The 22,964-nt window shown below is 72.0% G+C and carries 26 protein-coding genes; 13 read left to right on the top strand and 13 right to left on the bottom strand.

Going from position 1 to position 22,964, the window contains the following annotated elements; all coding sequences use genetic code 11:
* Positions 1 to 110 precede the first annotated feature (110 nt).
* From ACGFMP_RS32580 to ACGFMP_RS32565, 4 genes are all read right to left on the bottom strand, one after another.
* Complete coding sequence (locus tag ACGFMP_RS32580; RefSeq protein ID WP_393677045.1) at positions 111 to 290, bottom strand: hypothetical protein; 180 nt, start codon at positions 288 to 290, stop codon at positions 111 to 113.
* Positions 291 to 530: 240 nt separating this feature from the next.
* Entirely contained in the window at positions 531 to 1,610 is a 1,080-nt protein-coding gene (locus ACGFMP_RS32575) for a CU044_5270 family protein (protein WP_393677044.1), read from the bottom strand.
* On the bottom strand, positions 1,603 to 2,226 hold the full coding sequence (locus ACGFMP_RS32570; protein WP_393677042.1) for an RNA polymerase sigma factor: 624 nt from the start codon (positions 2,224 to 2,226) through the stop codon (positions 1,603 to 1,605). Before ACGFMP_RS32570 ends, ACGFMP_RS32575 begins: the two co-directional genes overlap by 8 nt.
* Positions 2,227 to 2,390: 164 nt before the next feature.
* Complete coding sequence (locus ACGFMP_RS32565; RefSeq protein WP_393677040.1) at positions 2,391 to 3,230, bottom strand: AraC family transcriptional regulator; 840 nt, start codon at positions 3,228 to 3,230, stop codon at positions 2,391 to 2,393.
* 55 nt (positions 3,231 to 3,285) lie between these two features.
* Between ACGFMP_RS32565 and ACGFMP_RS32560 the strand changes: the two genes are divergently transcribed.
* A complete protein-coding gene (locus ACGFMP_RS32560; RefSeq protein ID WP_393677039.1) occupies positions 3,286 to 4,026 on the top strand; it encodes an alpha/beta fold hydrolase in 741 nt (246 codons plus the stop codon).
* Positions 4,027 to 4,076: 50 nt separating this feature from the next.
* On the opposite strand, the gene ACGFMP_RS32555 is transcribed toward ACGFMP_RS32560, so the two are convergent.
* Complete coding sequence (locus ACGFMP_RS32555) at positions 4,077 to 4,601, bottom strand: PadR family transcriptional regulator (protein ID WP_393677037.1); 525 nt, start codon at positions 4,599 to 4,601, stop codon at positions 4,077 to 4,079.
* A 110-nt stretch (positions 4,602 to 4,711) separates the two neighbouring features.
* On the opposite strand from ACGFMP_RS32555, the gene ACGFMP_RS32550 reads away from it, so the two are divergent.
* Together ACGFMP_RS32550 and ACGFMP_RS32545 are read left to right on the top strand one after the other, a co-directional pair.
* Positions 4,712 to 6,112, top strand: a complete 1,401-nt coding sequence (locus ACGFMP_RS32550; protein ID WP_393677036.1) for an MATE family efflux transporter — start codon at positions 4,712 to 4,714, stop codon at positions 6,110 to 6,112.
* 80 nt (positions 6,113 to 6,192) lie between these two features.
* Positions 6,193 to 6,837 (top strand): nucleoside deaminase, encoded by a 645-nt coding sequence (locus ACGFMP_RS32545; RefSeq protein WP_393677034.1) that lies wholly within the window; start codon positions 6,193 to 6,195, stop codon positions 6,835 to 6,837.
* A gap of 39 nt (positions 6,838 to 6,876) precedes the next feature.
* Here the strand turns inward: ACGFMP_RS32545 and ACGFMP_RS32540 are convergent, their stop codons facing one another.
* The gene (locus ACGFMP_RS32540) at positions 6,877 to 7,551 is read right to left on the bottom strand and encodes a hypothetical protein (protein ID WP_393677032.1); all 675 of its coding nucleotides are present in this window, start codon (positions 7,549 to 7,551) and stop codon (positions 6,877 to 6,879) included.
* A gap of 181 nt (positions 7,552 to 7,732) precedes the next feature.
* Between ACGFMP_RS32540 and ACGFMP_RS32535 the strand changes: the two genes are divergently transcribed.
* From ACGFMP_RS32535 to ACGFMP_RS32525, 3 genes are all read left to right on the top strand, one after another.
* On the top strand, positions 7,733 to 8,941 hold the full coding sequence (locus tag ACGFMP_RS32535; protein ID WP_393677030.1) for a HupE/UreJ family protein: 1,209 nt from the start codon (positions 7,733 to 7,735) through the stop codon (positions 8,939 to 8,941).
* Between the two features lie 136 nt (positions 8,942 to 9,077).
* The gene (locus ACGFMP_RS32530) at positions 9,078 to 11,054 is read left to right on the top strand and encodes a fibronectin type III domain-containing protein (protein ID WP_393677029.1); all 1,977 of its coding nucleotides are present in this window, start codon (positions 9,078 to 9,080) and stop codon (positions 11,052 to 11,054) included.
* A gap of 209 nt (positions 11,055 to 11,263) precedes the next feature.
* Positions 11,264 to 12,376: a WxL protein peptidoglycan domain-containing protein gene (locus tag ACGFMP_RS32525; protein WP_393677027.1), complete on the top strand. Its 1,113-nt coding sequence runs from the start codon at positions 11,264 to 11,266 to the stop codon at positions 12,374 to 12,376.
* 84 nt (positions 12,377 to 12,460) lie between these two features.
* Here ACGFMP_RS32525 and sigJ read toward each other — a convergent pair whose 3' ends face one another.
* Positions 12,461 to 13,393: an RNA polymerase sigma factor SigJ gene (gene sigJ, locus ACGFMP_RS32520; RefSeq protein ID WP_393677026.1), complete on the bottom strand. Its 933-nt coding sequence runs from the start codon at positions 13,391 to 13,393 to the stop codon at positions 12,461 to 12,463.
* Positions 13,394 to 13,568: 175 nt separating this feature from the next.
* Between sigJ and ACGFMP_RS32515 the strand changes: the two genes are divergently transcribed.
* Complete coding sequence (locus tag ACGFMP_RS32515) at positions 13,569 to 14,198, top strand: LUD domain-containing protein (protein ID WP_393677024.1); 630 nt, start codon at positions 13,569 to 13,571, stop codon at positions 14,196 to 14,198.
* Positions 14,199 to 14,306: 108 nt separating this feature from the next.
* On the opposite strand, the gene ACGFMP_RS32510 is transcribed toward ACGFMP_RS32515, so the two are convergent.
* From ACGFMP_RS32510 to ACGFMP_RS32495, 4 genes are all read right to left on the bottom strand, one after another.
* On the bottom strand, positions 14,307 to 15,053 hold the full coding sequence (locus tag ACGFMP_RS32510; protein ID WP_393677023.1) for an ATP-binding cassette domain-containing protein: 747 nt from the start codon (positions 15,051 to 15,053) through the stop codon (positions 14,307 to 14,309).
* A complete protein-coding gene (locus tag ACGFMP_RS32505) occupies positions 15,050 to 15,628 on the bottom strand; it encodes a hypothetical protein (RefSeq protein ID WP_393677022.1) in 579 nt (192 codons plus the stop codon). Before ACGFMP_RS32505 ends, ACGFMP_RS32510 begins: the two co-directional genes overlap by 4 nt.
* Positions 15,628 to 16,947 (bottom strand): hypothetical protein, encoded by a 1,320-nt coding sequence (locus ACGFMP_RS32500; protein WP_393677020.1) that lies wholly within the window; start codon positions 16,945 to 16,947, stop codon positions 15,628 to 15,630. The genes ACGFMP_RS32505 and ACGFMP_RS32500 overlap by 1 nt, the downstream gene beginning before the upstream one ends.
* Positions 16,948 to 17,033: 86 nt before the next feature.
* Entirely contained in the window at positions 17,034 to 17,471 is a 438-nt protein-coding gene (locus ACGFMP_RS32495; protein WP_393677019.1) for a hypothetical protein, read from the bottom strand.
* A 566-nt stretch (positions 17,472 to 18,037) separates the two neighbouring features.
* Here ACGFMP_RS32495 and ACGFMP_RS32490 point away from each other — a divergent pair.
* The 4 genes from ACGFMP_RS32490 to ACGFMP_RS32475 all read left to right on the top strand — a co-directional run bounded on the left by ACGFMP_RS32490 (position 18,038) and on the right by ACGFMP_RS32475 (position 20,055).
* Positions 18,038 to 18,355, top strand: coding sequence for a hypothetical protein (locus ACGFMP_RS32490; protein WP_393677017.1), 318 nt, complete (start codon positions 18,038 to 18,040; stop codon positions 18,353 to 18,355).
* 11 nt (positions 18,356 to 18,366) lie between these two features.
* Positions 18,367 to 18,705 carry a hypothetical protein gene (locus ACGFMP_RS32485; protein ID WP_393677015.1) on the top strand — a complete coding sequence of 113 codons (339 nt, stop codon included), beginning with the start codon at positions 18,367 to 18,369 and terminating at the stop codon, positions 18,703 to 18,705.
* Between the two features lie 237 nt (positions 18,706 to 18,942).
* Entirely contained in the window at positions 18,943 to 19,545 is a 603-nt protein-coding gene (locus ACGFMP_RS32480; protein ID WP_393677013.1) for a DUF4352 domain-containing protein, read from the top strand.
* Between the two features lie 42 nt (positions 19,546 to 19,587).
* Positions 19,588 to 20,055 carry a hypothetical protein gene (locus ACGFMP_RS32475; protein WP_393677012.1) on the top strand — a complete coding sequence of 156 codons (468 nt, stop codon included), beginning with the start codon at positions 19,588 to 19,590 and terminating at the stop codon, positions 20,053 to 20,055.
* Between the two features lie 127 nt (positions 20,056 to 20,182).
* Here ACGFMP_RS32475 and ACGFMP_RS32470 read toward each other — a convergent pair whose 3' ends face one another.
* Complete coding sequence (locus ACGFMP_RS32470; protein ID WP_393677010.1) at positions 20,183 to 20,842, bottom strand: ABATE domain-containing protein; 660 nt, start codon at positions 20,840 to 20,842, stop codon at positions 20,183 to 20,185.
* Between the two features lie 81 nt (positions 20,843 to 20,923).
* Here ACGFMP_RS32470 and ACGFMP_RS32465 point away from each other — a divergent pair, with 81 nt between their 5' ends.
* Positions 20,924 to 21,718, top strand: a complete 795-nt coding sequence (locus tag ACGFMP_RS32465; RefSeq protein WP_393677008.1) for an MBL fold metallo-hydrolase — start codon at positions 20,924 to 20,926, stop codon at positions 21,716 to 21,718.
* Here the strand turns inward: ACGFMP_RS32465 and ACGFMP_RS32460 are convergent.
* Positions 21,702 to 22,229, bottom strand: a complete 528-nt coding sequence (locus tag ACGFMP_RS32460) for a DUF6328 family protein (RefSeq protein WP_393677006.1) — start codon at positions 22,227 to 22,229, stop codon at positions 21,702 to 21,704. The genes ACGFMP_RS32465 and ACGFMP_RS32460 overlap by 17 nt on opposite strands.
* A gap of 219 nt (positions 22,230 to 22,448) precedes the next feature.
* Between ACGFMP_RS32460 and ACGFMP_RS32455 the strand changes: the two genes are divergently transcribed.
* Positions 22,449 to 22,841 carry a hypothetical protein gene (locus ACGFMP_RS32455; protein WP_393677004.1) on the top strand — a complete coding sequence of 131 codons (393 nt, stop codon included), beginning with the start codon at positions 22,449 to 22,451 and terminating at the stop codon, positions 22,839 to 22,841.
* Positions 22,842 to 22,964: the final 123 nt, after the last annotated feature.

Genomic DNA, 22,964 nt, shown 5'->3' with positions numbered 1-22,964 from the left:
CTTGGACATTAGGGAGTTGTGGGGTGGTTCTGGTGAACGGGACACTTCCGTGAGTGGAACACGAGTGATGCGCGAGAAGGTGTGGAGCGGCGGTGGGGGGTCTGCTTCCGTCAATCGTCGGGCGAGCGGCGCGACTTCACCGGACCGGGTGCGGCGCCCATGGCCTTCTGCCCGGGTGGTTCCAGGAGGAAGAGGCTCCGGGCCTCCACACCGCCGGAGGCCGGGTCGAAACCCAGCACTGATTCGCCGTCGCCCAAGCGGGCACGCAGGCCCTCCACCCAGTCGTTCAAGGGGTGCGTGGAGGGCTCGGTCCTTACGGCGGCCAACCGGGTGGCCAGCGCCGGGGGCTTGGCCAGTACCCGCGGCGCGGCCGTACGGAAAGCGGTGCGTGAGGTCGTGCGCCGCAGTGTGCCACTCGCCGGTGACCGTCTCCGTGACCCGGGGCGGCGGGGGCCGGGGAGTGGACTGGGGGCGGCCGCGGACCCCCCTCGGTCCCGGACGCCCCCAGCTTCATGGCCGCTGCCTTCCGGCTACGGCCGCTGCTTGGCCTTGTCGACGACGGCCCAGCTGTCGAGGGAGGAGAGCTGGTCGATCTCGGCCCTGTCCTTGCCGTGGCCCGAGAAGTGCTTGGTGCGGAAGCCGAGGAATTCGTAGGTCTGCGGGTCGAAGATGAAGGCGTCGTCGGAGTTGGTCACTCCGGCCGGAAGCGTCGGGTCGTCGTAGCTGATGGCCACGCCGATACGGCCCTTGGCGTCCTTCTGGTTGGGTGCCACCTTCACCCCGGGGATCATGCCGAGCGCCTCGTACGCGGCCGGGCGCAGCCCGTCGGGCATCACCGGGACCAGCTTCAGCAGGCCGACGAGCTGGAAGTGGAGCATCGACCAGCCCATGTCGCTGATCCCGCTGAGCGAGGCGTCCCCGTTGCCGGGGAGGGCGGTCGCACCCGTACTCGACGGGGTCCCGGAAGCGGGTGGTGTGGCCCACGGCGTGGGAGTGGCCGGGTCGCTTCCGGGCGCGAGCGAGAGGATCAGCCTCTTGGGGTCGGTCGGAAGCTTCTTCAGCGTCGTCCAGTCCTGCGGCGGCCATTGGGTCTCGCCGTTTTCCAGCGGCTCCGACCACCAGCCCTTGCCGACCTCCATGACCCAGGAGCGCTTCGAGTCGTCCACCGACCTCCAGTCCTCGTCGGTGTAGCTCTTGGTGGCGCCGGTCTTCTGGTTGGTCTCCTTGATGATCTCCTTGGTGTAGAGGAACTGGTCATCCCTCGGGTGGGCCGCCTGCTCGTGCTGCCGGGCGTAGGCGGCCGCACCGTCGAGCACGGTCTGCGCGCTCACGTTCAGCAGGACAGGCGAACCGGTCTCCCGCGGTGTCGCCGTCTGCCCGCCGTCGCCGCCCTGCCCCGCGATCAGGACACCGCCGGCGACCGCGGCCGCGACCACGCCGGTCAGGGCGATGCGCAGGACGGGGCGGCGGCGCACGGCCGGGGCGGGCCGGCCTTCCGCTTCCATCGCGGCGGACAGCCGTAGCCACACCCGTCTCCGGGTGGCGGCGTCGAGCGGGGGAGCTCCCGCGTCGTACTCCCTCAGTACTCGCAGTTCTTCGATGTCACGCATGGGCGTCTGCCTCTCGGAAAGCCGTCGGATCGGACCCGCCCAGTGCTTCGCGCAACCTCTTGCGAGCCCTGTTGAGCCGGGATCTGACGGTGCCGACCGGCACCCCGAGGGCCTGGGCCGCTTCCTCGTAGTCGAGGTCGCCCCAGGCCACCAGCAGGACGACGTCCCGGTGCCGGGCGGACAGCTTGGCCAGTGCCGCTGCCAGCTCCGCGCGCACTCCCGTGGCGCCGGCCCGTGCGACCGCGCGGTCCGCGACCGGCTCCTCGTGCTGGACCGGCTCGGGAACCTTCGCGAGCGCCCTGAATCGGCGTGCCTCGGCCCTGCGGTGCCGGCCCATGAGGTTGGTCGCGATGCCGAACAGCCATGGGCGGGCGTCGGCACGCGAGAGGTCGTAGGTATGGCGTCGCTGGAAGGCGGTCGTGAACGTCTCCGCCGTCAGATCCTCCGCCGCCTCGGGACCGATCCGCCTGGCCACGTAACGGTGTACGGCGTCGGCGTACCGGTCGAAGAGCGCGGCGAACTGCTCAGGCTCGTCCCGGGACCGCGCGATCGCTCGGGCGTCACTGTCCTCGCGATGCTCCTCGCGGGTGCGGACGCCCGGGGGTTCGACGGCCATCGGGGCTCCTTTCGTTCGTGTGAACGCCTCGAAGGCTTGGGCTTGTTCGGGTTGTTCTCCTGTCCTTCGCCGCTGGGCCGGATCGGGTTCCATTCCGCCGCGGGACCCTGCCGGTGCCGCGGTCTCGCCGCTCAGAGCTCGGACCCGGGCGCTGCCGACCGCGGTCAGCGGGGCTCCCCCGCGGGGGGCGCGGGGGACGGGTCGGGCCGGCACTGGTGCTGGTAGCGCCCGGGGGTGGTGCCGATGAGGTCGGTGAAGGCGGCGATGAAGCCGCTGGGGTTGGCCCAGCCGCATGAGTGCGCGACGTAGGTGATGTCGTGGCCGTCGGCGAGCAGCACCAGCGCGTGGAAGAGGCGGATCTGGGTGCGCCATTGGTAGAACGTCATCCCGAGCTCGCGCTGGAGGAGCCGGCTCAGGGTGCGGGAGCTGGCGCCGCTGATGCGGCCGAGGTCGGGCAGCGACGTGTTGTCTGCGGGGTCGTCCCGCAGCCTCCGGGCGATGGCCTGGAGCCGGTCGTCGACGGGTTCGGGGATGTGGAGCGGCTGCTCCAGGGCCTCGTGCAGCTCGTCGATGAGCACGCGCCGCAACCGGGCCAGCCGGCCGCGGTCCCTCGGGTCGGGTGTGTCGTAGCTGCGCGGCCCGGTGAGGGTGAGCAGCAGTTCCCTGGCGAGGTCGTCGGCGAGCAGGACGACGGGGTGGTCCGGCAGGAGGCGGTCGTAGGACTGCGGGAGGAAGAGGATGCGCATGTCGGTGGCGCTGTGGGCGCGGTGGTGGTGCGCGACTCCGGCGGGGATCCACGCGACGCGGTTGGTCGGCACGACCGAGGTGCCACGGGGGGTGTGCACGGAAAGGACGCCGCGGGCTGCGTAGATGAGGTGCCCGGAGGAGTGGGTGTGCGGGTCGCTGGTCTGGCCCGCGGACCAGTGGTGCCTGCCGCCCGTGGGCCACAGGATCGAGGCGGCGCCGCTCGGCCGGCCGGTGCGGGGTTGGCGTCGTACGGGCATGGGTTGGCAGTTTAACGGTCGACAGCCATCCGGGGGAGGGCGGAGGCTTTCTCCCATGCACACGGACATGAACACGGACATGGACACGGACACGGACACGGACACGGACACGGACACGGAAGACGAGCAGAGGACTTTTGTCCTGGTGCCCGGGGCGTGGCACGGGGCGTGGGCGTGGGACGGCATCGTGGCCCGGCTGCGGGAAGCGGGCCATCGGGCCGTTGCCGTCACCCTGGACGGCCTGGAGCCGGACCCTTCGCCGGACAGCGCGGCGGCGAACCTGGACACCCACATCGACCGGGTGCTCACGGCGTTGGACGGCTGCGGGCCCGGGCCCCTCACCTTGTGCGGGCACAGCTACGCGGGCTTCGTGGTGGCCGGTGCCGCGGACCGGTCCGCCCGCCCCATCGACCGGTTGGTCTTCTGTGACGCCTTCGTGCCGGCTGACGGTGACTCCTGGTGGGACCTGACCAGCGAGGACTACCGGAAGCGGGTCGTCGCCGGGGCGCGGGCCGACGGCCGCACATCGGCCCCGTCACCCGGCACCGACCCGAGGAGGCGACCGCATCCCGTCGCCTCCTTCCTCCAGCGGCTCCGCCTCGGTGACGGCATGGAGCGCGTGGGGCGGCGAACCCTCATCCACGCCTCCGGGTGGGCGGCGACGCCGTTCACCGCCCAGTTCGAGCGGCTTCGCACCGACCCCGGGTGGGAGGTCCACGAACTGGCGGTCGGTCACGCGGTGTACGACGAGGCCCCGGACCGGCTCTCGGCCATCCTGACCGACAGCGCTCGCTGAGTTCCGCGACGGCCTCCCGGCCAAGGCCGGTGCCGTTCGGCGGACGTCGCTCAGTCCTCCAGGCTGCCGATCGCCTCGGCCAGCCACTTCCTTTCCTCGGCGCTGGTGGCGCGGGCGACGCGGAGCATGCCCTGCCGGAAGAGATCCGGCATCTCCTCGGCCCGTAGCGGCGTGCCGTCGCGGTGGAAGAAGCTCGCCGGGGTGTCGAGGAAGGCCTGCCGGCGGCGGAGGACCGCGGCCTGTTCGGCCCGTTCCGGGAGGTGGCGCAGGAAGGCGAGCAGCGTGAAGAAGCGCTGCCCGTCGGTGATGTCGGCGTCCTTGGGGTGGCGCAGCCGGGCCCGCACCTCGGTGCGGCCGGCCTCGGTCAGGGACAGGGTCCTGCGGCGTGCGGCACCGCTGCCGGGCTCCGAGCGCTCCTCGACCAGGCCCGCCTTCACCAGCCGGGAGATGGCCGGATAGAGCGCCCCGTCGCTGACCGGGCGGATGTGGCCGCTGAGGCCTTGGATGCGGGCCTTCAACTCGTAGCCGTGCAGGGGTCCCTCGCAGAGGAAACCCAGAATCGACAGCTCCAGCATGCGCGAGCCCCTTCCCGCGCCTGTCCGCGCGCTTGCCCGTCCCGTGCCGCCATGCTATCTCTTTTCGCTGTACCTCTTTTCGATGTACAGCGAAACGAGGAGAGGGAGCGATGGGGGCAGCATCGGCAGCAGCGGAACACCGGCGCAGGCTGGTGGCACTCGCGTATCCGGTCTACTTCGAACTCCTCTCAGGAGTCATGGCCGGGATCATCAACATGGTCTGGGTGGCCCGGCTCGGCGGGGAGGCCGTCGCCGCGGTGGCTGTCGCAGGCAACGTGGAGAACCTGCTGCTCGGTGTCATCCTCGTCGCCGGATCGGGCACCACCGTGCTGGTCGCACGGGCCAGGGGCGCGCAGGACCCGGCGGCGATGCGCGCCGCCCTTCGCGGCGGCTGGGCGCTGTGGGCGATCGTCACGCCCGTCGTCGCCATCGGCGGGTACGAGTGCCGCGAGCCGCTCGCCCGACTCGTACTCGGGGGGACCGGCGGCGGCCCGGTGCCGCTCGCGGCCGGCTACTTCTCCATCGCGCTGCCGGGAATCGCGGTGTTCTTCGCGACCAATGTCGTCGACGGCATGCTCAAAGGCGCCGACGACACCCGCACCCCGATGAGACTTGCGCTGCTCGCCAACGGGCTGATCCTCGCGCTTGACCCCCTGCTCATCCTGGGGTTCGGCCTCGGGGTCCGCGGGGCCGCGATCTCCACGGTGCTGGGCCGGACCGCCGCACTGGCCTGCGGCCTCGCGGCGCTGCGCCGCAACGGCGTCCTGCGGCAGGCAGCCGGTGCGGCCCCGAGCCGGAAAACGTCGCTCCGCGCCGACCTCCGCAGGACGGCTGCGACGGGGCTGCCCATGTCGGCCGACTTCGTCGCACGGATGACGGGGTCGCTCGCCCTGGTCGCCGTCGTCGCCAGGATCGGTGTCGACCAAGCCGCCTACGGGATCGCGACCAAGGCGATGTACTTCGCGACCATGGCCTTCTACGCGGTGCGCCAGGCCGCCGCCATCCACACCGCCCACCTGCTCGGCGCCGGACGCGCGCAGCGGCGGGCCATCGGAGGCCAGGCACTCCTGCTCGCCGGGGCACTCGGACTCTCGGCGGCGCTGGCTTTGCTCGCCGCCGGGCCCTGGGTCATGCGGGCGCTCGGCAGCGGAGGCGAGGTGGCCGAGGCGGGAGCGCTCTACCTGCGGTGCTCGGGGCCGTACCTGGTGCTGCTCGCCTGCTTCATCGCGCTGGGCGGGGTGTTCGAGGGCAGCGGCGGCAGTCCCACCCTCGCGCGGATCACCCTGTGCGGGGTGGTGCTCCAACTGGCCTTCGCGTACGGCCTGTCGGGTGCGGGACTGCCCGGCATCTGCTCGGCCATGGCGATCTCCATGGCTCTGCAGTGCGCGGCGGTCGTGCGGATGTACGCGCGTACGGAAAGACCGAAGGACACCGGCCACGGCAGCGGCCGTTCGAAGGACCCCGTCAGGGCACCTGGCGGCACCGCGCCCGTCGGCCGACCTGCGCGGTGACGTGACCTGGGGCTGCGTGCCGTGCCACAACGCCCTGCCCGCCGCCACGGCCGGCGGCGGCCACACGGAAGGACCGACGTATGGCGACATGGGAATCGGCCGACGAGGCCTGGTCGGCGCTCGACGCGCCCTGGCAGGCGGCCCTGGAGATGGCCTGGGACTCCTACCGGCACGGCGGCATCGCCGTCGGTGCCGTCCTCACCGACGGAAACCGGAGGATCATCGGCCGCGGGCGCAACCGGCGCTTCGGCGCGGTGTCACCGCGCGGCCTGCTCGCGCATGCCGAGATGGAGGCGCTGGACGCGGTTCCCGCGGACAAGGTCCGCGCACGCGACAGCGTGCTCCACACGACCTTGCACCCGTGCCCCATGTGCCTGGGCGCGATCGTCGTGGCGCGCGTCGGCCGACTCTGCTTCGGCGCCTTCGACCCGACCTGGCAGGGGATCGAGCGGTTGCCCCGGCTCAACGACGAGGTGCGGCGCCGGTGGCCGGAGGTCAGCGGCCCGCTGACCGGGCCGCTCGGCGAGTGGCTCGCGGTGCTGCCCTGCCTCAACACCGACGGAGCCCTGGTGCGGGCGATGGAGACCGCCGCGCCGCGGCGCGTCGCATTGGCCCGTGCCGTCACGCGGCGCCTCGAAGGCACGGGCAGCCTTCCCGGCAGCGCCGACCAGGCCCTGGAACAGGTCTGGGACCTGCTGGCCGAACACGGTCCCGGCACCGGCTGACCGGAAGAAGGCGGCCGGGTCGGCCGGCCCCGCTCCGGCTCAGACCTTGTCCAGCCACAGCACGATCCCCGTCAGGTCGCTGAGCACCGCCGTCACGCCCGCCCGTATCGACGCCGCGCAGCGTTCAGGGGTGAAGGAGGCCGCGTCGTAGGTGGAGGACATGCCCAGTCCCTCGCCCCGGAAGGACGCGCCGGACCAGTCCACCGACGTGACGTTGCCCGTGGGCTCCGCCAACTCCGCGCCCACCACCAGGAACTGCTGGGACAGGTGGTTGGGGGTGACGGTGGCGAGCGGGTCGATCAAGTCGTTGCCCGCGCTGACGATGAGGTCGGGGTGCATGTCCATGGCCCTGGTGATGGCGGGCAGCAGGTCGGGCGCGCCCGAGGCCGCCACCGTACGGAGCGAGACGTGCTCCTCGGCCGCCCAGTCCTTGACCGCCCTCACCAGCGAGGCCGTCGGGCGGTCGGCGCCCGTGGTGAGCAGCACCACCCGGTAGCCCTTCGACGGGCTGACGCCCTCCCACGAGCCCGGTTCCGGCGTGGCCGTCGCCTCAGGGCCGGGCGGGTCCGAGGGGTCGATGAAGCCGGGGCCGGGTGTGCCGACGGCGGACGGCCGGGGGTGGGGCTTCGACCAGTCGTCGCCGGTGCCGCATCCGGTGACCAGTGCGGTGGCCGCGGCCAGCGCGGCGACAGCCAGAAGCGTGGGGCGCAACACGTTCGTCCTCCGAAGTCGTGGCGTGGGTGTGGCGCCATCCTGCTACGCCGGACGCCGCGGTATTCACTCCCGCCGGGCTGTTCCGGCGCTTGTTTTTCCAGCGTTCGCCATTACGCGCCTTTGCGTTCATCCGGTACGTGCACCGTGCGCTGGCAGGCAAAGGAGCAGCAAAAGGAGCAGTGTGTCCCCCCGAATACGACTCGGCGTCGTCGCGGTCCTGGTGGCCGTGACCGCCTTCCTGGGCTCGGCACAGCCCGCGTCCGCCCACGGCTTCAGCTCGGTGGTGTACGTCGATGTCACCGGCGGGGACGACGGCCGGCTCCGGACGAAGCTGGAGCTCGAATACGACCTCTTCGTGGTGTCGGCCGCCGACGCCGGGCACGACGACGCGCTCTTCCGCGCGGGCACCGCCGCCTTCGAGGCCGGCGACGCCAAGGCCCAGGCCGCGGCCCTCGACGCGCACCGGAAGGCGGCCGTCGGCTACGTCCGCGACCGCTTCTCCGTCACCTCGCAGGGCACCGGCTGCGTCCCGGCGCAGTCCGGCGACTTCACGATGGGCCGCAGGCAGGGCGTCCCGTACGCGGACCTGCTGCTCGACTGGACCTGCCCGAAGCGGGGCGTGGACCACGAGGTGCGCAGCGGGCTGTTCCCCGACGCGGAGACGTACGTCACCGGCACCAGGACGATCGTCACCTACGACGTCGACGGCCGCACGGGCAGTGCCGCGCTGGACGCCGCCCACCCGGTGTTCTCCACTCACCAGGCCTGGTACGAGCGGTTCCGGGAGTTCTTCCGGCTGGGTACCGAGCACCTGCTCACCGGCACCGACCACCTGCTCTTCCTGCTGGCTCTCATCGCCGGCTCGCGGCGGCTGCGCGAGGTCGTGCTGGCGGCCACCAGCTTCACCCTGGCGCACTCGGTGACGCTCATGCTCGCCGCGCTCGGCCTGGTCGACGTGCCGTCGGCGGTGGTGGAGCCCGTCATCGCGCTGTCGATCGCGGTGGTCGCCGGCTGGCACCTGTGGCGGCTGTGGCGGCACGGCGGGCGGGCCACCGATCTGGAGGCCGCGGGCGGCGGCCACTTCGGCCTGGACCGCGCGGGCTGGACCCGGCTCGGGGTGGTCTTCTGCTTCGGGCTGGTGCACGGCCTGGGCTTCGCGGGGGCGCTCGGCATCGACAGCGCCTTCTCGTGGACGCTGCTGTGGTCGCTGCTGGTGTTCAACGTCGGCATCGAGGCCGTCCAGCTGACCCTCATCGCGCTCGTCTTCCCGGTGCTCGTGCTGCTGCGGCATCGCGCGCCCGCCGCGGGGCTGCGGGCGACCGGGGTGATTTCGGCGGGCGTGTTCGTCATGGGGCTGGTGTGGTTCCTGCAGCGAATTCTCGCCGACTGATGCCCGGTCAGTAATGTGCGCGGCGCGCACAGAGTTTAGATTTCGCAAAGACCGTATTTAGCAATGGTTAACCGGGCGCTGGGATCTTGACGGTCCCACTTCAGGTACTTCCGTACGCAGAAGGAACAGAGAACTGATGAGATCAAGACCCTCGACACAGGCCGCCGCGCCTGTGCGGCGCCGGGTGGCCACCGGGACCACCGCGGTGCTCCTGGGCCTGACCGTGGCACTGGGCAGCGGCCTGGTGTCACCCGCCGCCGCCGCGGAGCCCACCGCGATCACCGGCGTCATCCTCGGCGTGGGCGCCGACGAGACCCAGCGCACGGTCAGCTGGTACTCCTCGGCCGACACCGCGCAGCAGCTCCAGGTCGCTCCGACCGCCTCGCTCGTGAACGGCCAGTTCCCTGCCGACGCCGCGACCTTCGCCGCGACCGGCTCGGCCAACATCGCCACCAGCGGCGGCTTCAACCGGCACGCGACGATCACCAACCTCAAGGAGCAGACGGCGTACTCGTACCGCGTCGGCAGCGGGGACGACTGGTCGGCCGCGTACTCCTTCACGACGCAGGACTTCGAGGGCAACTACGACTTCCTGTTCTTCGGCGACCCGCAGATCGGCTCGTCAGGCGACACCGCGGAGGACGGCGCCGGCTGGAAGGACACGCTCGACGTCGCCCTGGCGGCCAACCCGAAGGCCGAACTGCTGGTCTCCGGCGGCGACCAGGTCGAGAGCGCCAACAACGAGTCGCAGTGGAACGCCTTCCTGGGTCCCGACAAGCTGCGCCAGTACCCGTGGGCGGCCACCATCGGCAACCACGACGTCGGCGGCAAGGCCTACGAGCAGCACTTCGCCACTCCGAACACCGACAAGTCGGGGGCGTACTACTCCAACGGCGACCCGGCGTCCGGCACCTCGGGCGGCGACTACTGGTACATCTACAAGGATGTGCTGTTCATCGACCTGAACAGCAACAGCTACGCCACGGCGCAGGGCGGCGGCGGTGACGCGGCGCACCTCGCCTACGTCACCGACGTCATCAACAAGCACGGCTCCGAGGCGAAGTGGAAGGTGCTGACCTACCACCACTCGATCTACTCGCCGGCCGACCACGCGAAGGACTCGGACAACAAGCTCCGGCGGGTCGACTTCCCGACCACGTTCTCCAAGCTCGGCGTGGACCTGGTCCTCCAGGGCCACGACCACAGCTACTCGCGCAGCTACGAGATCAAGAACGGCCAGAAGGCCAACCCGGACGAGCAGCCCGGCGATGCGCAGCTCTACCCGGGCCCCGGCGGCGTCGTCTACGTGACGGCGAACTCGGCCTCGGGATCGAAGTACTACGACATCACCAAGCCGGACAGCAGCGGCACCAGCGGCGCGGGCAACGGCGCCGACCCGCTGAACCCGGACAGCTACTGGTACAACTCGGTCCAGAACCAGGAGCACGTCCGCACCTACGTCAAGGTGCAGGTGCGCAACGACCAGCTCGTGGTGCAGAACGTCCGCAGCGGCACCTGCGCGGCCCCGAACTCCGCGGTGGAGAAGGGCAACTGGTGCAACAACACCACCCAGGCCCAGCCGGTCGGCTCCATCGTCGACGACTTCACCGTGCACAACTACCACGGTGACGGCCAGGACATCCAGGTCAACGTGCCCAACGCCGCCCCGGGCGAGTTCGGTTGGACGATCGACGGCAACAACGGCCTGGTCGACCTCGGCACCGCCGTCGAGCAGGGCGGCGACCACTTCGAGGCGAGCGGCAAGATCAACCCGATCACCGTGTCGGACACCCGCCGTTCGCTGGCGCCCTGGTCGATCTCGGCCGGCGTGAGCGACTTCCGGGACGCGGGCAAGACCTTCTCCGGCTCCTACCTCGGCTGGTCCCCGCGCGTGCTGCAGGCCGGCGCGGGCGCGGCGGCGGGCGACACGGTCGCCTCCGGCTACACCGACCAGGGCAAGGGCCTGTCGGTCTCGCGGGGCCTCGGCTCCGCCGACCAGGGCCACACCCGGGGTACGGCGAAGCTCGGCGCCGACCTCAGCCTCGAGATCCCGGACAGCGTCGAGAAGGGCAGCTACCAGGCCACTCTCACGATCACCGCGCTGAGCAGCTGAACAGCCGAGCCGCTGAGCAGCCGGCCGACTGAGCCACTGAGCAGCCGATCGGCTGACCGCACCACCGGCTGAACCGACCGGGGGGGGGGGGGGGGGGGGGGGGGGGGGGGGGCGCCCCCGCCCCCCCGCCCGCCGCCCCGCGCCCCCCCCCCCCCCCCCCCCCCCCCCCCCCCCCCCCCCCCGCCCTCCCCGCGCCAGGAGAACCCCGCATGCACGCGACGCCCATGTGCCGCCAGACCACCACCCGCACCCTCACCCGAAGCGCCGCCCGTGCCCTCGTCCTGGCGCTGTTCATCGCCGTCGCGTCCACACTCGCCGGCCTCGGCTCCGCCCGGGCCGCCGGCAGCGACGTCAGCTGGACGGTCAGGACGGCGGCCAACACCTACGGGGCCGAGCGGTCCAGCTTCGGCTACAGCATCAATCCCGGCGGCACGATCAAGGACAGCATGATCGTCGCCAACCACGGCACGGACCCGCTCACCCTGACCGTCTACGCCGCCGACGGCTTCACCACCGCCACCGGCCGGCTCGACCTGCTCACCCGGGACAAGAAGTCCGCCGGCGTCGGCGCCTGGTCCCGCCCCGAGCGCGACAGCGTCGTCGTGCAGCCCGGGAAGTCCGCCGACGTCCCCTTCGCCGTCACCGTCCCCGGCAACGCCACGCCAGGCGACTACGTGGGCGGCATCCTCACCTCGCTCAAGCAGCCGGACGCCGCGCAGGGCATCACCGTCGACCGGCGCCTGGGCATCAAGATCGCGCTGCGGGTCAGCGGCGCGCTCAAGCCCGCCCTGAGGGTCGAGGACCTGCACGTCGGTTACAGCGGTACGGCCAACCCGTTCGGGACCGGCGACGCAAGCGTCACGTACACGATCCACAACACCGGCAACGCCACCCTGTCGGCCCGCCAGGCGGTCTCCGTCGCCGGGCCCTTCGGGTGGCTGAAGGCCGACGCGAAGGGCGTCGCCGCGTCGCCGGCCCTGCTGCCCGGCGAGACCTGGAAGGTGAAGGTGCCCGTCCATGACGTGGCCCCCGGATTCCGGCTGGCCGCGACGGTGACACTCACCCCGCTGCTGACCGACGCGTCCGGCTCCACGTCCGCGCTCGCGCAGGTCACGGCCACCGCGCACGGCTGGGCCGTCCCGTGGGCGCTGACGCTGCTGGTCGTGCTGCTGGCCGCGGCCGCCGCGGGCACGCTGCTCATCGTCCGCCGCGCCCGCGCCCGCGCCCGGCTGCGGGAGGACACGCGGGTACGGGAGGCGGTCGAGCGGACGCTGCGGGAGCAGGGCTCCCCGGCGCCGACGGGGGCGGGCGACGCCTCCTGAGCGGGGGACCGCCGCGGGGCGGGCCCGCGGGCGGGCAGCTCCCCGTCGCCCGGCCGTACCCGCGGCCGGGGCCCGGCCCACGGCTCAGGGCGTCGTCCAGGGGCGCAGCTTCTCCGGGTTGAGCACCGCCCAGATGTGCCTGATCCGGTCGCCGTCGATGTCGAAGGCCAGCACCGCCACCGTGACGCCGTCCTGCCGGCTCACCAGGCCCGGCTGGCCGTTGACCGTGCGCTCCAGGATGGTCAGTGCGGCCCGTTCGGCGAGTCCCACGCAGGCGCGCGCGATGAGTTCGGCGCCCTGGACCGGCTCGGCCACGGCGGAGACCAGGCCGCCGCTGTCGGCGACCACCGTGGCGTCCGGGTCCAGCAGGCCGATGAGGCCGTCGATGTCCTTGGCCTCCCACACCTGCTTGAACTCCCTGACGATGCCGGCCTGCCGTGCCGTCGGGGTCCCGGCAGCGCGCGCGGCGCGGATACGGCGGCGGGCCGAGGAGGCCAGCTGGCGGCAGGCCGCGGGTTTGCGGCCGACGATCCCGGCCACCTCGGCGAAGGAATAGCGGAAGACGTCGTGCAGGACGAAGGTCACCCGCTCGGCCGGGGTCATCGACTCCAGCACGACCAGGAAGGCCATGCCGACCGACTCGTCCAGGGTGACCCGGTCGGCGGGGTCCATGTGCGAGCCGCCCGACCTTTCCGCGGCCCACTCCGTGCGCTCGGGCAGCGGCTCGGGGATCCACTCGCCCACGTAGGTCTCGCGCCGGGCCCGGGCGGAGCCGAGCACATTGAGGCAGATACGGCTGGCCACCGTCGTCAGCCAGGCGCCGGGGGACGCGATGGCGTCCTGGTCCGTCCGGGGCATCGCGTACCACCGGGCGTAGGTCTCCTGGACGGCGTCCTCGGCGTCGGCCAGCGAACCGAGCAGCCGGTAGGCGAGGTTGGTCAGGTGACGCCGCTCGCTCATGACCGCGCTCAGGTCGGGAGCGGGCCGGCCGTGCCCCGGCTCCGACTCGGTCGTCATCGTCAACCCGGTCCCTCCGTCGCGTGCCTGTCACCCCTACGACAACGCAGCGCGCAGGAATGTGAGGTCGGCGCCCGCCTCACAATCCGGCGGCCTGCCTTGTCGTACCGATGACACGGACACATCGTCCAGCGGGCAGGTGCGAACCGCCGCGCACGAGCAGCCAGGAGAGACCATGACCACCTCGGTTCCTGAAGCACACTTCACCGAGCCGGCGCCCGCAGAGAGCCTGGAGCGGGTGGCCGCCGCGCTGAAGGAGAAGAACTTCGCCGTCGAGATCCTCGATGACGCCGCCGCCGCACGCGCCCGCATCAGGGAGCTGATCCCCGAGGGCGCCACCGTGTTCACCGGGGCCAGCGAGACCCTCCGGCTGTCGGGCATCGACGACGACATCAACACCAGCGGGCGCTACGACTCCGTCAAGGCGCGCAGCACCACGATGGACCGTGCCACCCAACTCGCGGACATCTGGCGGCTGCTCGCCTGCCCGGACGTCATCGTGGGCAGCGTCGCGGCCGTGACCGAGACCGGCTCGCTCGTCGTCGGCTCGGCCAGCGGAAGCCAGCTGGCGGGTTACGCGGGCGCCGCGCCCCAGGCGATCTGGGTCGTCGGAGCCCAGAAGGTGGTGCCCGACCTGAGCGCCGCGCTGCGCCGCCTCGAAGAGCACTGCCTCCCGCTGGAGAACGAGCGCGCCCTGCAGGCCTACGGGGTGCCCAGCGCCCTCAACCGCGTCCTCGTCCTCAACGCGGAGCCCAGGCCCGGGCGCGGGACCGTGCTGCTGCTCCGCGACGCCATCGGATTCTGACCCCGCCGGGTGTCGCCCCGCCGGACCTGCCCCGGGTCCGGCCGGGCGCCCGGTGACGGCCCCCGCCGCCCGGTGACGGCGGGGGACTGCCTGGTGCGGTGGCAGGGCTCAGTAGTCCGCGCCATGACTGCCGAGCAGTGCCGTGTACGCGCCTTCGGCCGCGCGGCCCGAGACGGTATCCGGCGGGGTGAGCGCGAGGAAGGTGCCGATCGAACCGTCGTGGAGTATCCGGCCGTCGTGCAGGACGGTGACGCGGTCCGCCTCCTCCGCGAGGTCGGCGATGTCGTGCGTGGACAGCAGCACCTGCACACCGTCCGAGGACAGGGACCCGAGGATGTCGCGGAAGACGCGGCGCTGATGGGGGTCCATGCCTGCGGTCGGCTCGTCGAGAAGCAGTACCGAGGCGCCGTGCACCAACGCCGCGGCCACCCCGACGCGGCGGAGCTGGCCGCCGGAGAGCCGGCCCGTCCTGGTGGCCGCCCGGTCTGCCAGTCTCACCTGGTCCAGGGCGTGCTGGGACCGCTGCCAGGCGTCGGCGCGGGACATGCCCTTGAGCCACCCGACGTACGCGACGTACTCGCGCGCGGTGAGGGACGGCATCGCGGTGATGCTCTGCGGCATCCAGGACACCGACCTCCGGAAGTCCTTGCTGCCCGCGGGCGCCCCGTCGAGTGTCACCGCTCCCGAGCGGGGGGTGACGACGGATGCCGCGACTTTGAGCAGGGTGGACTTGCCCGCGCCGTTCGGTCCGAGCAGGACGGTCAGCCCGTCGGACAGGCGGTAGCTGAAGTTCTCGAGCACGGGCCGGCGCCGGCGCCGGTAGCCGTACGTGCAGGAGTCGAGTTCCAGGGTCATGGCATCTTCCTCGATGTGTACAGGTGTGCCAGCATGCCGACGCAGAAGACGAGCAGGGTGCCGATGGTGGCGTGCACCGCTCCGAGCGGTTCCGGCACGACGGTCCAGGGGCGCGGGTCCCCGGTCGAGCGGAAACCGACGAGGACGACCAGGAGCAGCCACGCCACCGGGATCATGACCGCGCGCTCGCCCACGAAGGCCCTGCCGCACAGCATCAGGCCGGTGAGGAATGCCGTGTTGCGCCCTGCGGCTCCCGCCGGACCGGCGTCGAAGGCCGCGTCCACCGCCATGCCGACGGCGACGGCGGCCGCCACGGTGACGACGACGAGGGCGGCGTCCAGGACGGCCACCGCGCGTACGCCGGAGATTTCGGCCGCGGTCAACCTCGACTCCAAGCACAGCATCAGCGCGGCGACGAGGGGGATCGGCACGAAGAGCGAGAGCGCCACCTGGGTGCTGCCGGTGAGCGATGGCAGCGGCACCAGGGTGTTCTGGACCACGCACGCCAGCAGGAGGAAGGCGACGAGAGCGGATGTCAGCACCGTCGGCGCGCGACGGGCCTTCAGCCACCACATCAGCGCCCGCCCTGGCCGGCGCCGGGCCGGCTCGTGCGGTCCGCCGTGTCAGGGCTCGCGCAGGCGGAGCGGAGCGTCTGCCGGAACCAGGCTCCCTGTTCCTGGTCGGGCCGTGCCAACACGGTGGCGACGATCTTGCGGACCTGCGTCTCCGCCTCCTTCATCTGCGGTGTCTGCTGCTCCTGGCCGATCCGCCGTTCGTAGGCGGTCACCTGCCCGGTGACGGTGGCACCCCACAGCAGCGCCGCATGGCCGTTCACCAGGTCCACCTCCGCGCAGGGGAAGTGGACGGCGGCAGTCAGTACCGCGTAGCGGACGTCCCCGTGCTCCGTCGCTGTCGTCAGGTCCGCGCGCATCGTGCTCGCGGTCGACGGCCGGGGGAAGCGCCCATCCGAGAGGCGGTCCGTGATCAGGGCCGGTATCCCGATGGCTCCCTTGCCGTGCAGGGAGTCCACGACGGACACCGCGTCCTGCCTGACCTCACCCACGTCGGCGACGCCCCGGGGCATGCACACCTCGGGTGCGGTCCCCTGGCAGGTCATCGGTGCCCGCCCGGTGAGCAGCGGCGGGTCGTGATCCCAGTTGCGAGCGATGTGGAAGCCCCCGTAGGTACAGGCGGCGGCGACGGCCAGCGCGGTCGCCGCCCGCAGCGCCCGGATCCTGATGGGGAGCCACAGCACGGCGATCCCCGCGGCGACTCCGCAGCCGAACAGCAGCGGCGCGATCAGCGAGGAGGCCGCGGGTACCTCGCCGAAGCTCAGATCCATGAACTGTCCGGAGACATGCCGCAACCAGTACGGCTGCACGGCCCGGGAGAAGGACACCAGGACCCAGATGCCGACGGCGACGACCGGGGCCGCGATGACGCGGTGGACGCGCAGGCCGACCGAGAAACCGATGACGGCGTGCGCAAGGCAGAGCACGAAGGCCATCGCCGGGAGCCGCAGGCTGTCCATGGTGGGCAGCGTGCCGGTGCGCCCCAGGGACAGTGCGGCGGGCAGCACGACGACGAGCCATGCGAGCAGGACCACGGGCAGCAGGGCATTGGCGGCGACGCGGAAACGGGACCGTGCGGGAGCAAGGGCCCAGATTCCGCCGCTGACGAGGCGCCCGCTCTCCCACGCGGCCAGTCCGGCCGCTGTCGCGTATGCCAGCGAGTAGAGCGTCATCAAGGGAGCGGCTACGAGGGCAGGAGCGAAACCGTGATAGGCCGAGAGCGGCCCGCTCTCACCGGCGACATAGTAGACAAGGGTCAGGAGCACCACGAAGGGCGCCGCCCAGAAAAAGCTGCCGGAACGCAGGCTTGTGGTGAGCTTCATCAGCAATCTTTCACGGATTCGACGGGTACTTCGGCAAGGGGCGACCCGCGAAGGCGCGCCCCTTGCCGCTGGCGCCTGTCGTGATGTCAGTCGGCGGCGGTGGTGTCGGCGTAGACCTTTCCTACGTCGATCCAGGTGACGCCCTTACCGTCCCTCCCGCCGACTTTGTGCAGCTTGAAGTAGACGCTGACGGTATTGGTCGGCAGGTCCGTCCACTCCCCGTTGCTCGTCCCGCCGCCGAAGCATGCGGTGAACACCTTGTTGTCGTAGGAGTCGTCAGGTGCCAGGGAGATGTCGCGCCACATCTGGACGTCGACACTCTCCGGGGCCGCGATGGTGTCGTACATGACGCAGTCCGTGAACTGCACCTGCGAATACTGCTGGTCGTCCCAGCGGCGCGACTCGAACCCCGGGGAACCGTTGGTGATGCTGCTGGTCCAGTTCGCCTCTGCCGCCGGCGCAAGGACCAGGAGCCCCGCTGCTGTGATACCGGTGACCACGGCTATGCGAGCCCTGATCTTCATGTTTACCCCTCCCCTATACAGGCGCACGGAAAAGCGCAGGACGGAAGGGGAAAAGAAATGCCCAACGGATGAAGTCGGACATGACCCCCCCAGGCCATTTTCCTGGATTTAACCAGGAGTTTGCGCTCTGTTGTGCGGATGTCAGGGTAGTGGTCAGTCGTCGTCCAGGCAAGCGGCACGGCTTGTAGCCACTGCCGAGAGAGCGGGTGACTTGTCCGCCGATGTATCGGTTGGTCCGCGCGGTCGGGGATCAGGAGTCGGGAATCGTGAATTGCCGAAAATCTGATCGAATGGGTCTGGAATCGAGGATTCCAAATTCTTCGGCGAGAAGACGCGTGCCGGACGGTTCGACGAAAAGAGCAGTTGCTCCGCCGGACCGGCTCATGCGCTCTCGGGTCCCGCTGCCGCCGGGTCCGGCCCGCGTGCGTCGCGACGGCGAGCGCCGCCGGTCCGCGGATCTCCGCCGGGGCCGCAACATTGTCAGGGGCCGGTCAAGAAAGTAGAGTCATGCGCGGAGCATCCGGCACTTCCGCATCGTCCGGCACACCCTCACCCCTGGACGTGACATGACGCGACGCCGTCGTACGCTCACCGCCGCCTGCCTGCTGGCGCTGCCCGCCGCGAGCGCCCTGCTGCCGTCCGCGGCGGCAGCGGTGCCGCCGGAGCACGCCATCGTGGTCTGCCAGAGCGCCAGTTTCTACGCCAACTACAACAGCTCGGGCGGTCCTTCCGGGCTGCTGCGCACGCTGGGCTACGGGGACAAGATCGGCCACACCCCGGGCTCGCACCCCGTCTACAACGGCTGGGCCGCCAGTTTCGACTACGGGCCCAACGACTGGGGCTACCTGCGGATCGAGTGCATCGGCGGCTACGACTCCTGGTGAACCCGGGGCCCGTGCCGCCCGTTCTCCACACCCTCTTCCACCAGTTCCACCAGCGGGAGTCCATCGTGCTGCGAAACGCGTCAACGGCCCTCGTGACCACCGTCCTTGCCGCCGCCGCCCTCGTGGGGCTCGCGGCCCCGGCCGGCGCCGCCGACGGCAGGGTCGGCGTCCGCGAGACCGTCTGCGCCCAGGACCTCTACGTCCGCACCGAACCGGTCGGTGCCTGGATGGGCACCCTCTACCAGGGTCAGACCTTCCTGGTCGAGCAGGTGAACGGCTCCTGGGTGTACGGCTTCGCCTACGGCGACATCAACCGGCACGGGTGGGTGCAGAACGGCTGGTTCTGCTGACGGCGGGCGTGTGCCGGTCCGTTGACGGCGGGCGTACCGCCGGTCCGTACGGCCTCCGGCGGACCGCGGTCGCCGCTCTGCGCGGCCTCATGTGACCGCGGCTTGCCGACGGGTGAGCGCATATGACCGTCTTCGACCGACCGTGCCACCTTTCGTCACGAACATGCAACATGCCCCCCTTGGTCGGTATCCGGTTTGGGACGATCCGATCTCGACCAGCGCGATCCTGGGGGTCCCATGCGTTCTCGCGTCCTGCTGCCGGTGGTCTGCGCCGCCGCGGCACTCGCCCTGCTCACCGGTTGCGGTGGGAAGACCGGCACCGTGTCCATGCCCGACGGCGGCACCGCGGACGGCTCGGCGACCGGAGCGGCCGCCGGCACCGGGGCCGCGAAGCCGCCGGCCGCGTCGTCCGCGCCGGCGGAGAAGAAGGCCGCCACCGCGGTGTTCGGGGCGACGTACACCTACACCGACGGCCTGGCGGTGACCGTGTCGCAGGTGTCGCGGTTCACTCCGTCGGACACGTCGGCCGGGAGCCACCCGGGCGACACCGCGATCATCCTCACCGTGAAGATCCACAACGGCACCGCGAAGACGTTCGACACCGGGCTGGTCACGGTCGACGTGAAGGCGGGGGCGGAGGGCGAGGCCGCCCAGGCGGTCTTCGACAGCGAGAAGGGCGTGGGGGAGGGCTTCTCAGGGACGGTCGTGCCCGGCTCCTCGGCCACCGCGAGATTCGCCTGGGACATCCCGAAGGGCGCCACCGGCAGGCTCGACGTGGAGGTCTCCCCCGACCTGGCCACCGACTACGCCGGCTGGCACTGGGTCGGCCAACTGCCGTGACCCCTGCGGCCGTCCGGGCGCCACGTTGGCATACTTGCCGCCATGGCGGGCGATGACGGGACACAGGCAGGGCGCGGCCGTTCCGGTGCCGGGGCGCTCTGGCGTGCGGTGGTGGTGCTCGTCGTGGCGGTGGCGGCCATCGCCGTCGGCACGTGGGCGGGTTCCGGGCTGGTCGGGTACGACTCGCGGCTGGGGATGGTGGCGGCGGTGCCCGCGGCTTTCGGTGTCGGGCTGCTGAGCGTGCTGTGGCTGCGGGCCCGCAACGGCTTCATCGCCGTTCCGCTGCTGGGCACGCTGATGGCCGTGCTGTCCGGGGCCCAACTGCTGCACGACCACCGCGGTGTCGTCGCCGACGGGGCCGTGCATCTGCTCCGTGGCGGCATGGCGGTGTACGAGGAGTCGCTGCTGGCCGCGGGGACGGTGGCCGCCCTGGTGTCCATCGTGTGCGCGGCCGTCAGCGGGCAGCGGCGGCCGCGGCAGGACGTGCCGCCCGCAGAAGCACGGGCCTGAGGCGCGCCGGGCGGGGCGTGCGGCCCCCCTCGTACCGGACGTCGGCGTCCGGGCGGGCGGGCGCCGTTGGCCTTCCCTGTCCGACGGGCGATCCGCCGACCTGACGTGGGGCCTCGCGGCCGCCCGGTCAGTGCCGGTCGCGGCGGGCGTAGGCCCGGGCCGCGCGGGCCCGGTCGCCGCAGCGGGTGGAGCACCACTGGCGGCGGCCGTGGCGGAGCAGGTAGCGGGTGCAGGGGGCGGAGCCGCAGGCGGTGAGCCGGGCGGCGTCGGGGGCGGTCAGCAGGTCGGCGGTGCCGGCGGCGAGGGCCGCGAGCGCGTGCTCGACGAGCCGGTCGACGGGGTGGGCGACTTCGCGGTGCAGGCCGCGGTCGGGGTCCCAGCCGAGCCGGTAGGCGGCGGGGGCCCGGGTGAGGGCGTCGTTGACGGCCGCCAGTGCGGCGGCGGGGGCGGGCTGCCCCGCGAGATGGGCGGCGACCAGGGCGCGGACCTGCTCGCGCAGCGCACGCAGCCGGGCGGCGCAGATGTCCTGGAGTCCGGCGCCTGCCGGTGCCAGGCCGTGGCCGACCAGCCACTCCTCGGCGGCGGCCGGGGTGCCGAGCAGGTCGATGAACTGCCCGCCGGGCAGGGTGATGGCGCTGTTGGCGAAGTCCAGGGCGGGGTACAGCTCGGCGCCTGGCGCGGGGGCCGACACGGCCGCGCGGGTCGCCGCGTCCACGGCTCCTGCCGGAGGTACGGCCGCTGCCGCGGGCGGCGGTGCGGCGATCACGCTCTCCTTCATGAATCTCATGGTACGTCTTGCCTTTATCCATGAGAAGTGTCTAGCTTTACCTCACGGAAGTACTGGCATCCATCCGTGAGGAAGGTCTTCATGTCCGTCACCAGCCCCGCCGGCACGCAGTTCCCCGTCCGCGTCCTGGGCAGCGCGACCGCCGTCTTCGAATACGGCGGCCTGCGGTTCATGACCGATCCGGCCTTCGACGGCCCCGGCGACTACCTGCGCCCGGGCCGCCCGGTGCTGACCAAGACGGCACCGTCCGCGGCCACTCCCGCCGAACTCGGCCCCATCGACGTGGTCCTGCTCTCCCACGACGAGCACCCGGACAATCTCGACGACTCCGGCCGGGCGCTGCTCGCCGACATACCCCTCACCCTCACCACGCCCGGCGGCGGCCGGCGGCTGGGGGGCGGCGCCAAGGGGCTGGCGAGCTGGGAGCCGGTCGAGCTGGAGCGCCCGGGCGGCGGCACCGTCACCGTGACCGCCGTGCCGGCCATCCACGGACCCGGGGCGCGCGCCGACGTCGAGGCCGTGTCCGGCGAGGTGACCGGCTTCGTGCTGACCGGCGACGGGCTCCCCACGGTCTACGTCAGCGGCGACAACGCCTCGCTCGACGCGGTCCGGGAGATCGCCGCTCGCCACGCCCCGGTGGACACCGCCGTCCTCTTCGCCGGCGCCCCGCGCCTCCCGGTGCTCTTCGACGGCGCGCCTCTCGTCCTCGACAGCGCGCAGGCCGCGGAGGCCGCCGCCATCCTCGGTGCCCGCCGGGTGGTCGCCGTCCACTGCGACAGCTGGGCCCACTTCACCGAGGACCGGGAGGACCTGGTGGCGGCCTTCACCGCCGCCGGCCTGGCCGACCGCCTCCAGCCCGTCACTCCTGCTCCCTGATCCGGTCCGCGCCCGGGGTGCTGCTGTGCCTGGCCCACAGGGGGAGCACGAGCCAGCACAGCGCGAACCAGGCGACCATCGCGCCGGCCAGCCAGGCCGCGAGCGGGTCATGGACGGTCAGCCGCAGGACGAGCAGCAGCGAGCAGGCCATCGTGCACAGCAGCAGGAAGAGGCCGAGCACCGTCAGCCGGGATGCCCACACCACCGTCTCGGGCTTGAGTCGCCGGCCGGTGAGCAGCCGGTGCATCGCGACCGGGCCGATGAGGGCGCCTGTGGTCGCCGCCCCGACGATCACGGTGGCGACGTAGAGGTGGCGGTCGGTTCCCGACAGCTGGGTGAAGCGCTGCTGGAAGACGACGGTCAGCAGGAAGCCGAAGAGGATCTGCACGCCGGTCTGTGCGACCCGCAGTTCCTGGAGCAGGTCGCCCCAGCGGCGGTCCGCGCGCTCCTCGGCGGTCTCGTTCCGCCCTGGGTCGTCCGTCCGGTCCGTGTCCGGCGTGTCCCCTGCCATGCCGTGTGTCCTCCTCCGCTGCGGGTACGGGAAGGCGGGTGCGCCGGGCGGCGAGCCGCGCCGGGCACCCGCCCTGCTCAGCGTCCGACTACCCGGCTTCCGGGCGCGGGCACCTGTGAGCGGCGTTTTCCGTCCGGATGGTCCGTATCCGCACCGGGCCCGCGGAAGGTGAGTACGGGGGCTCATGCGGGCCGGGCGGCACCGGAGTTGGGTGGTGGCATGTCGGATTTCGTGCCCCTCGACGCGCCTCGCAGGCCGTACGACCCCGGAGGGGGTCCGGTCTCCCAGGGGTGGGTGTCAGCGCTGGTGTCCTCGCTCGTCACCGTGTCGTCGGCCGTGCTCCTGCTGGTCTGGGTCGGGTTCTCGCCGATGGCCTGCGACTCGTGCGACGAGGCGCAGGCCCGGCGGTTCACGGCGAGTTTCGGCCCTGCCTCGCATGTCTTCTTCGCCGGGCTCGGGCTGTCGATGCTCCTGCTGCTCACCAGCTGGGCGCTGCCCTGGCGGCAGCGCAATGTCGCGACCCGCTCGGTCACGGCACTTCTCGCGCCGATTCCGGTGATCGTCGGCTTCGTGCTCTTCCGGCAGATGGTCGACTGGCCGCGGGGCACCTGAGGCGGCGGTGCCCGTGCCGGGAGGGCGGAGAAACGGTTGGGCCTCTTCCGAACGCGCGTAGACAGGCGCATCATGGGCCTGTTCCACCCTGCACTGCCGACTCATCCGACGCATACGGCACAG

This window comes from Streptomyces sp. NPDC049040, from assembly GCF_043197715.1.
Taxonomy (GTDB): domain Bacteria; phylum Actinomycetota; class Actinomycetes; order Streptomycetales; family Streptomycetaceae; genus Actinacidiphila.
Note: the sequence above shows the minus strand (reverse complement) of the source record. Positions and strands in the feature narration are given on the sequence as shown.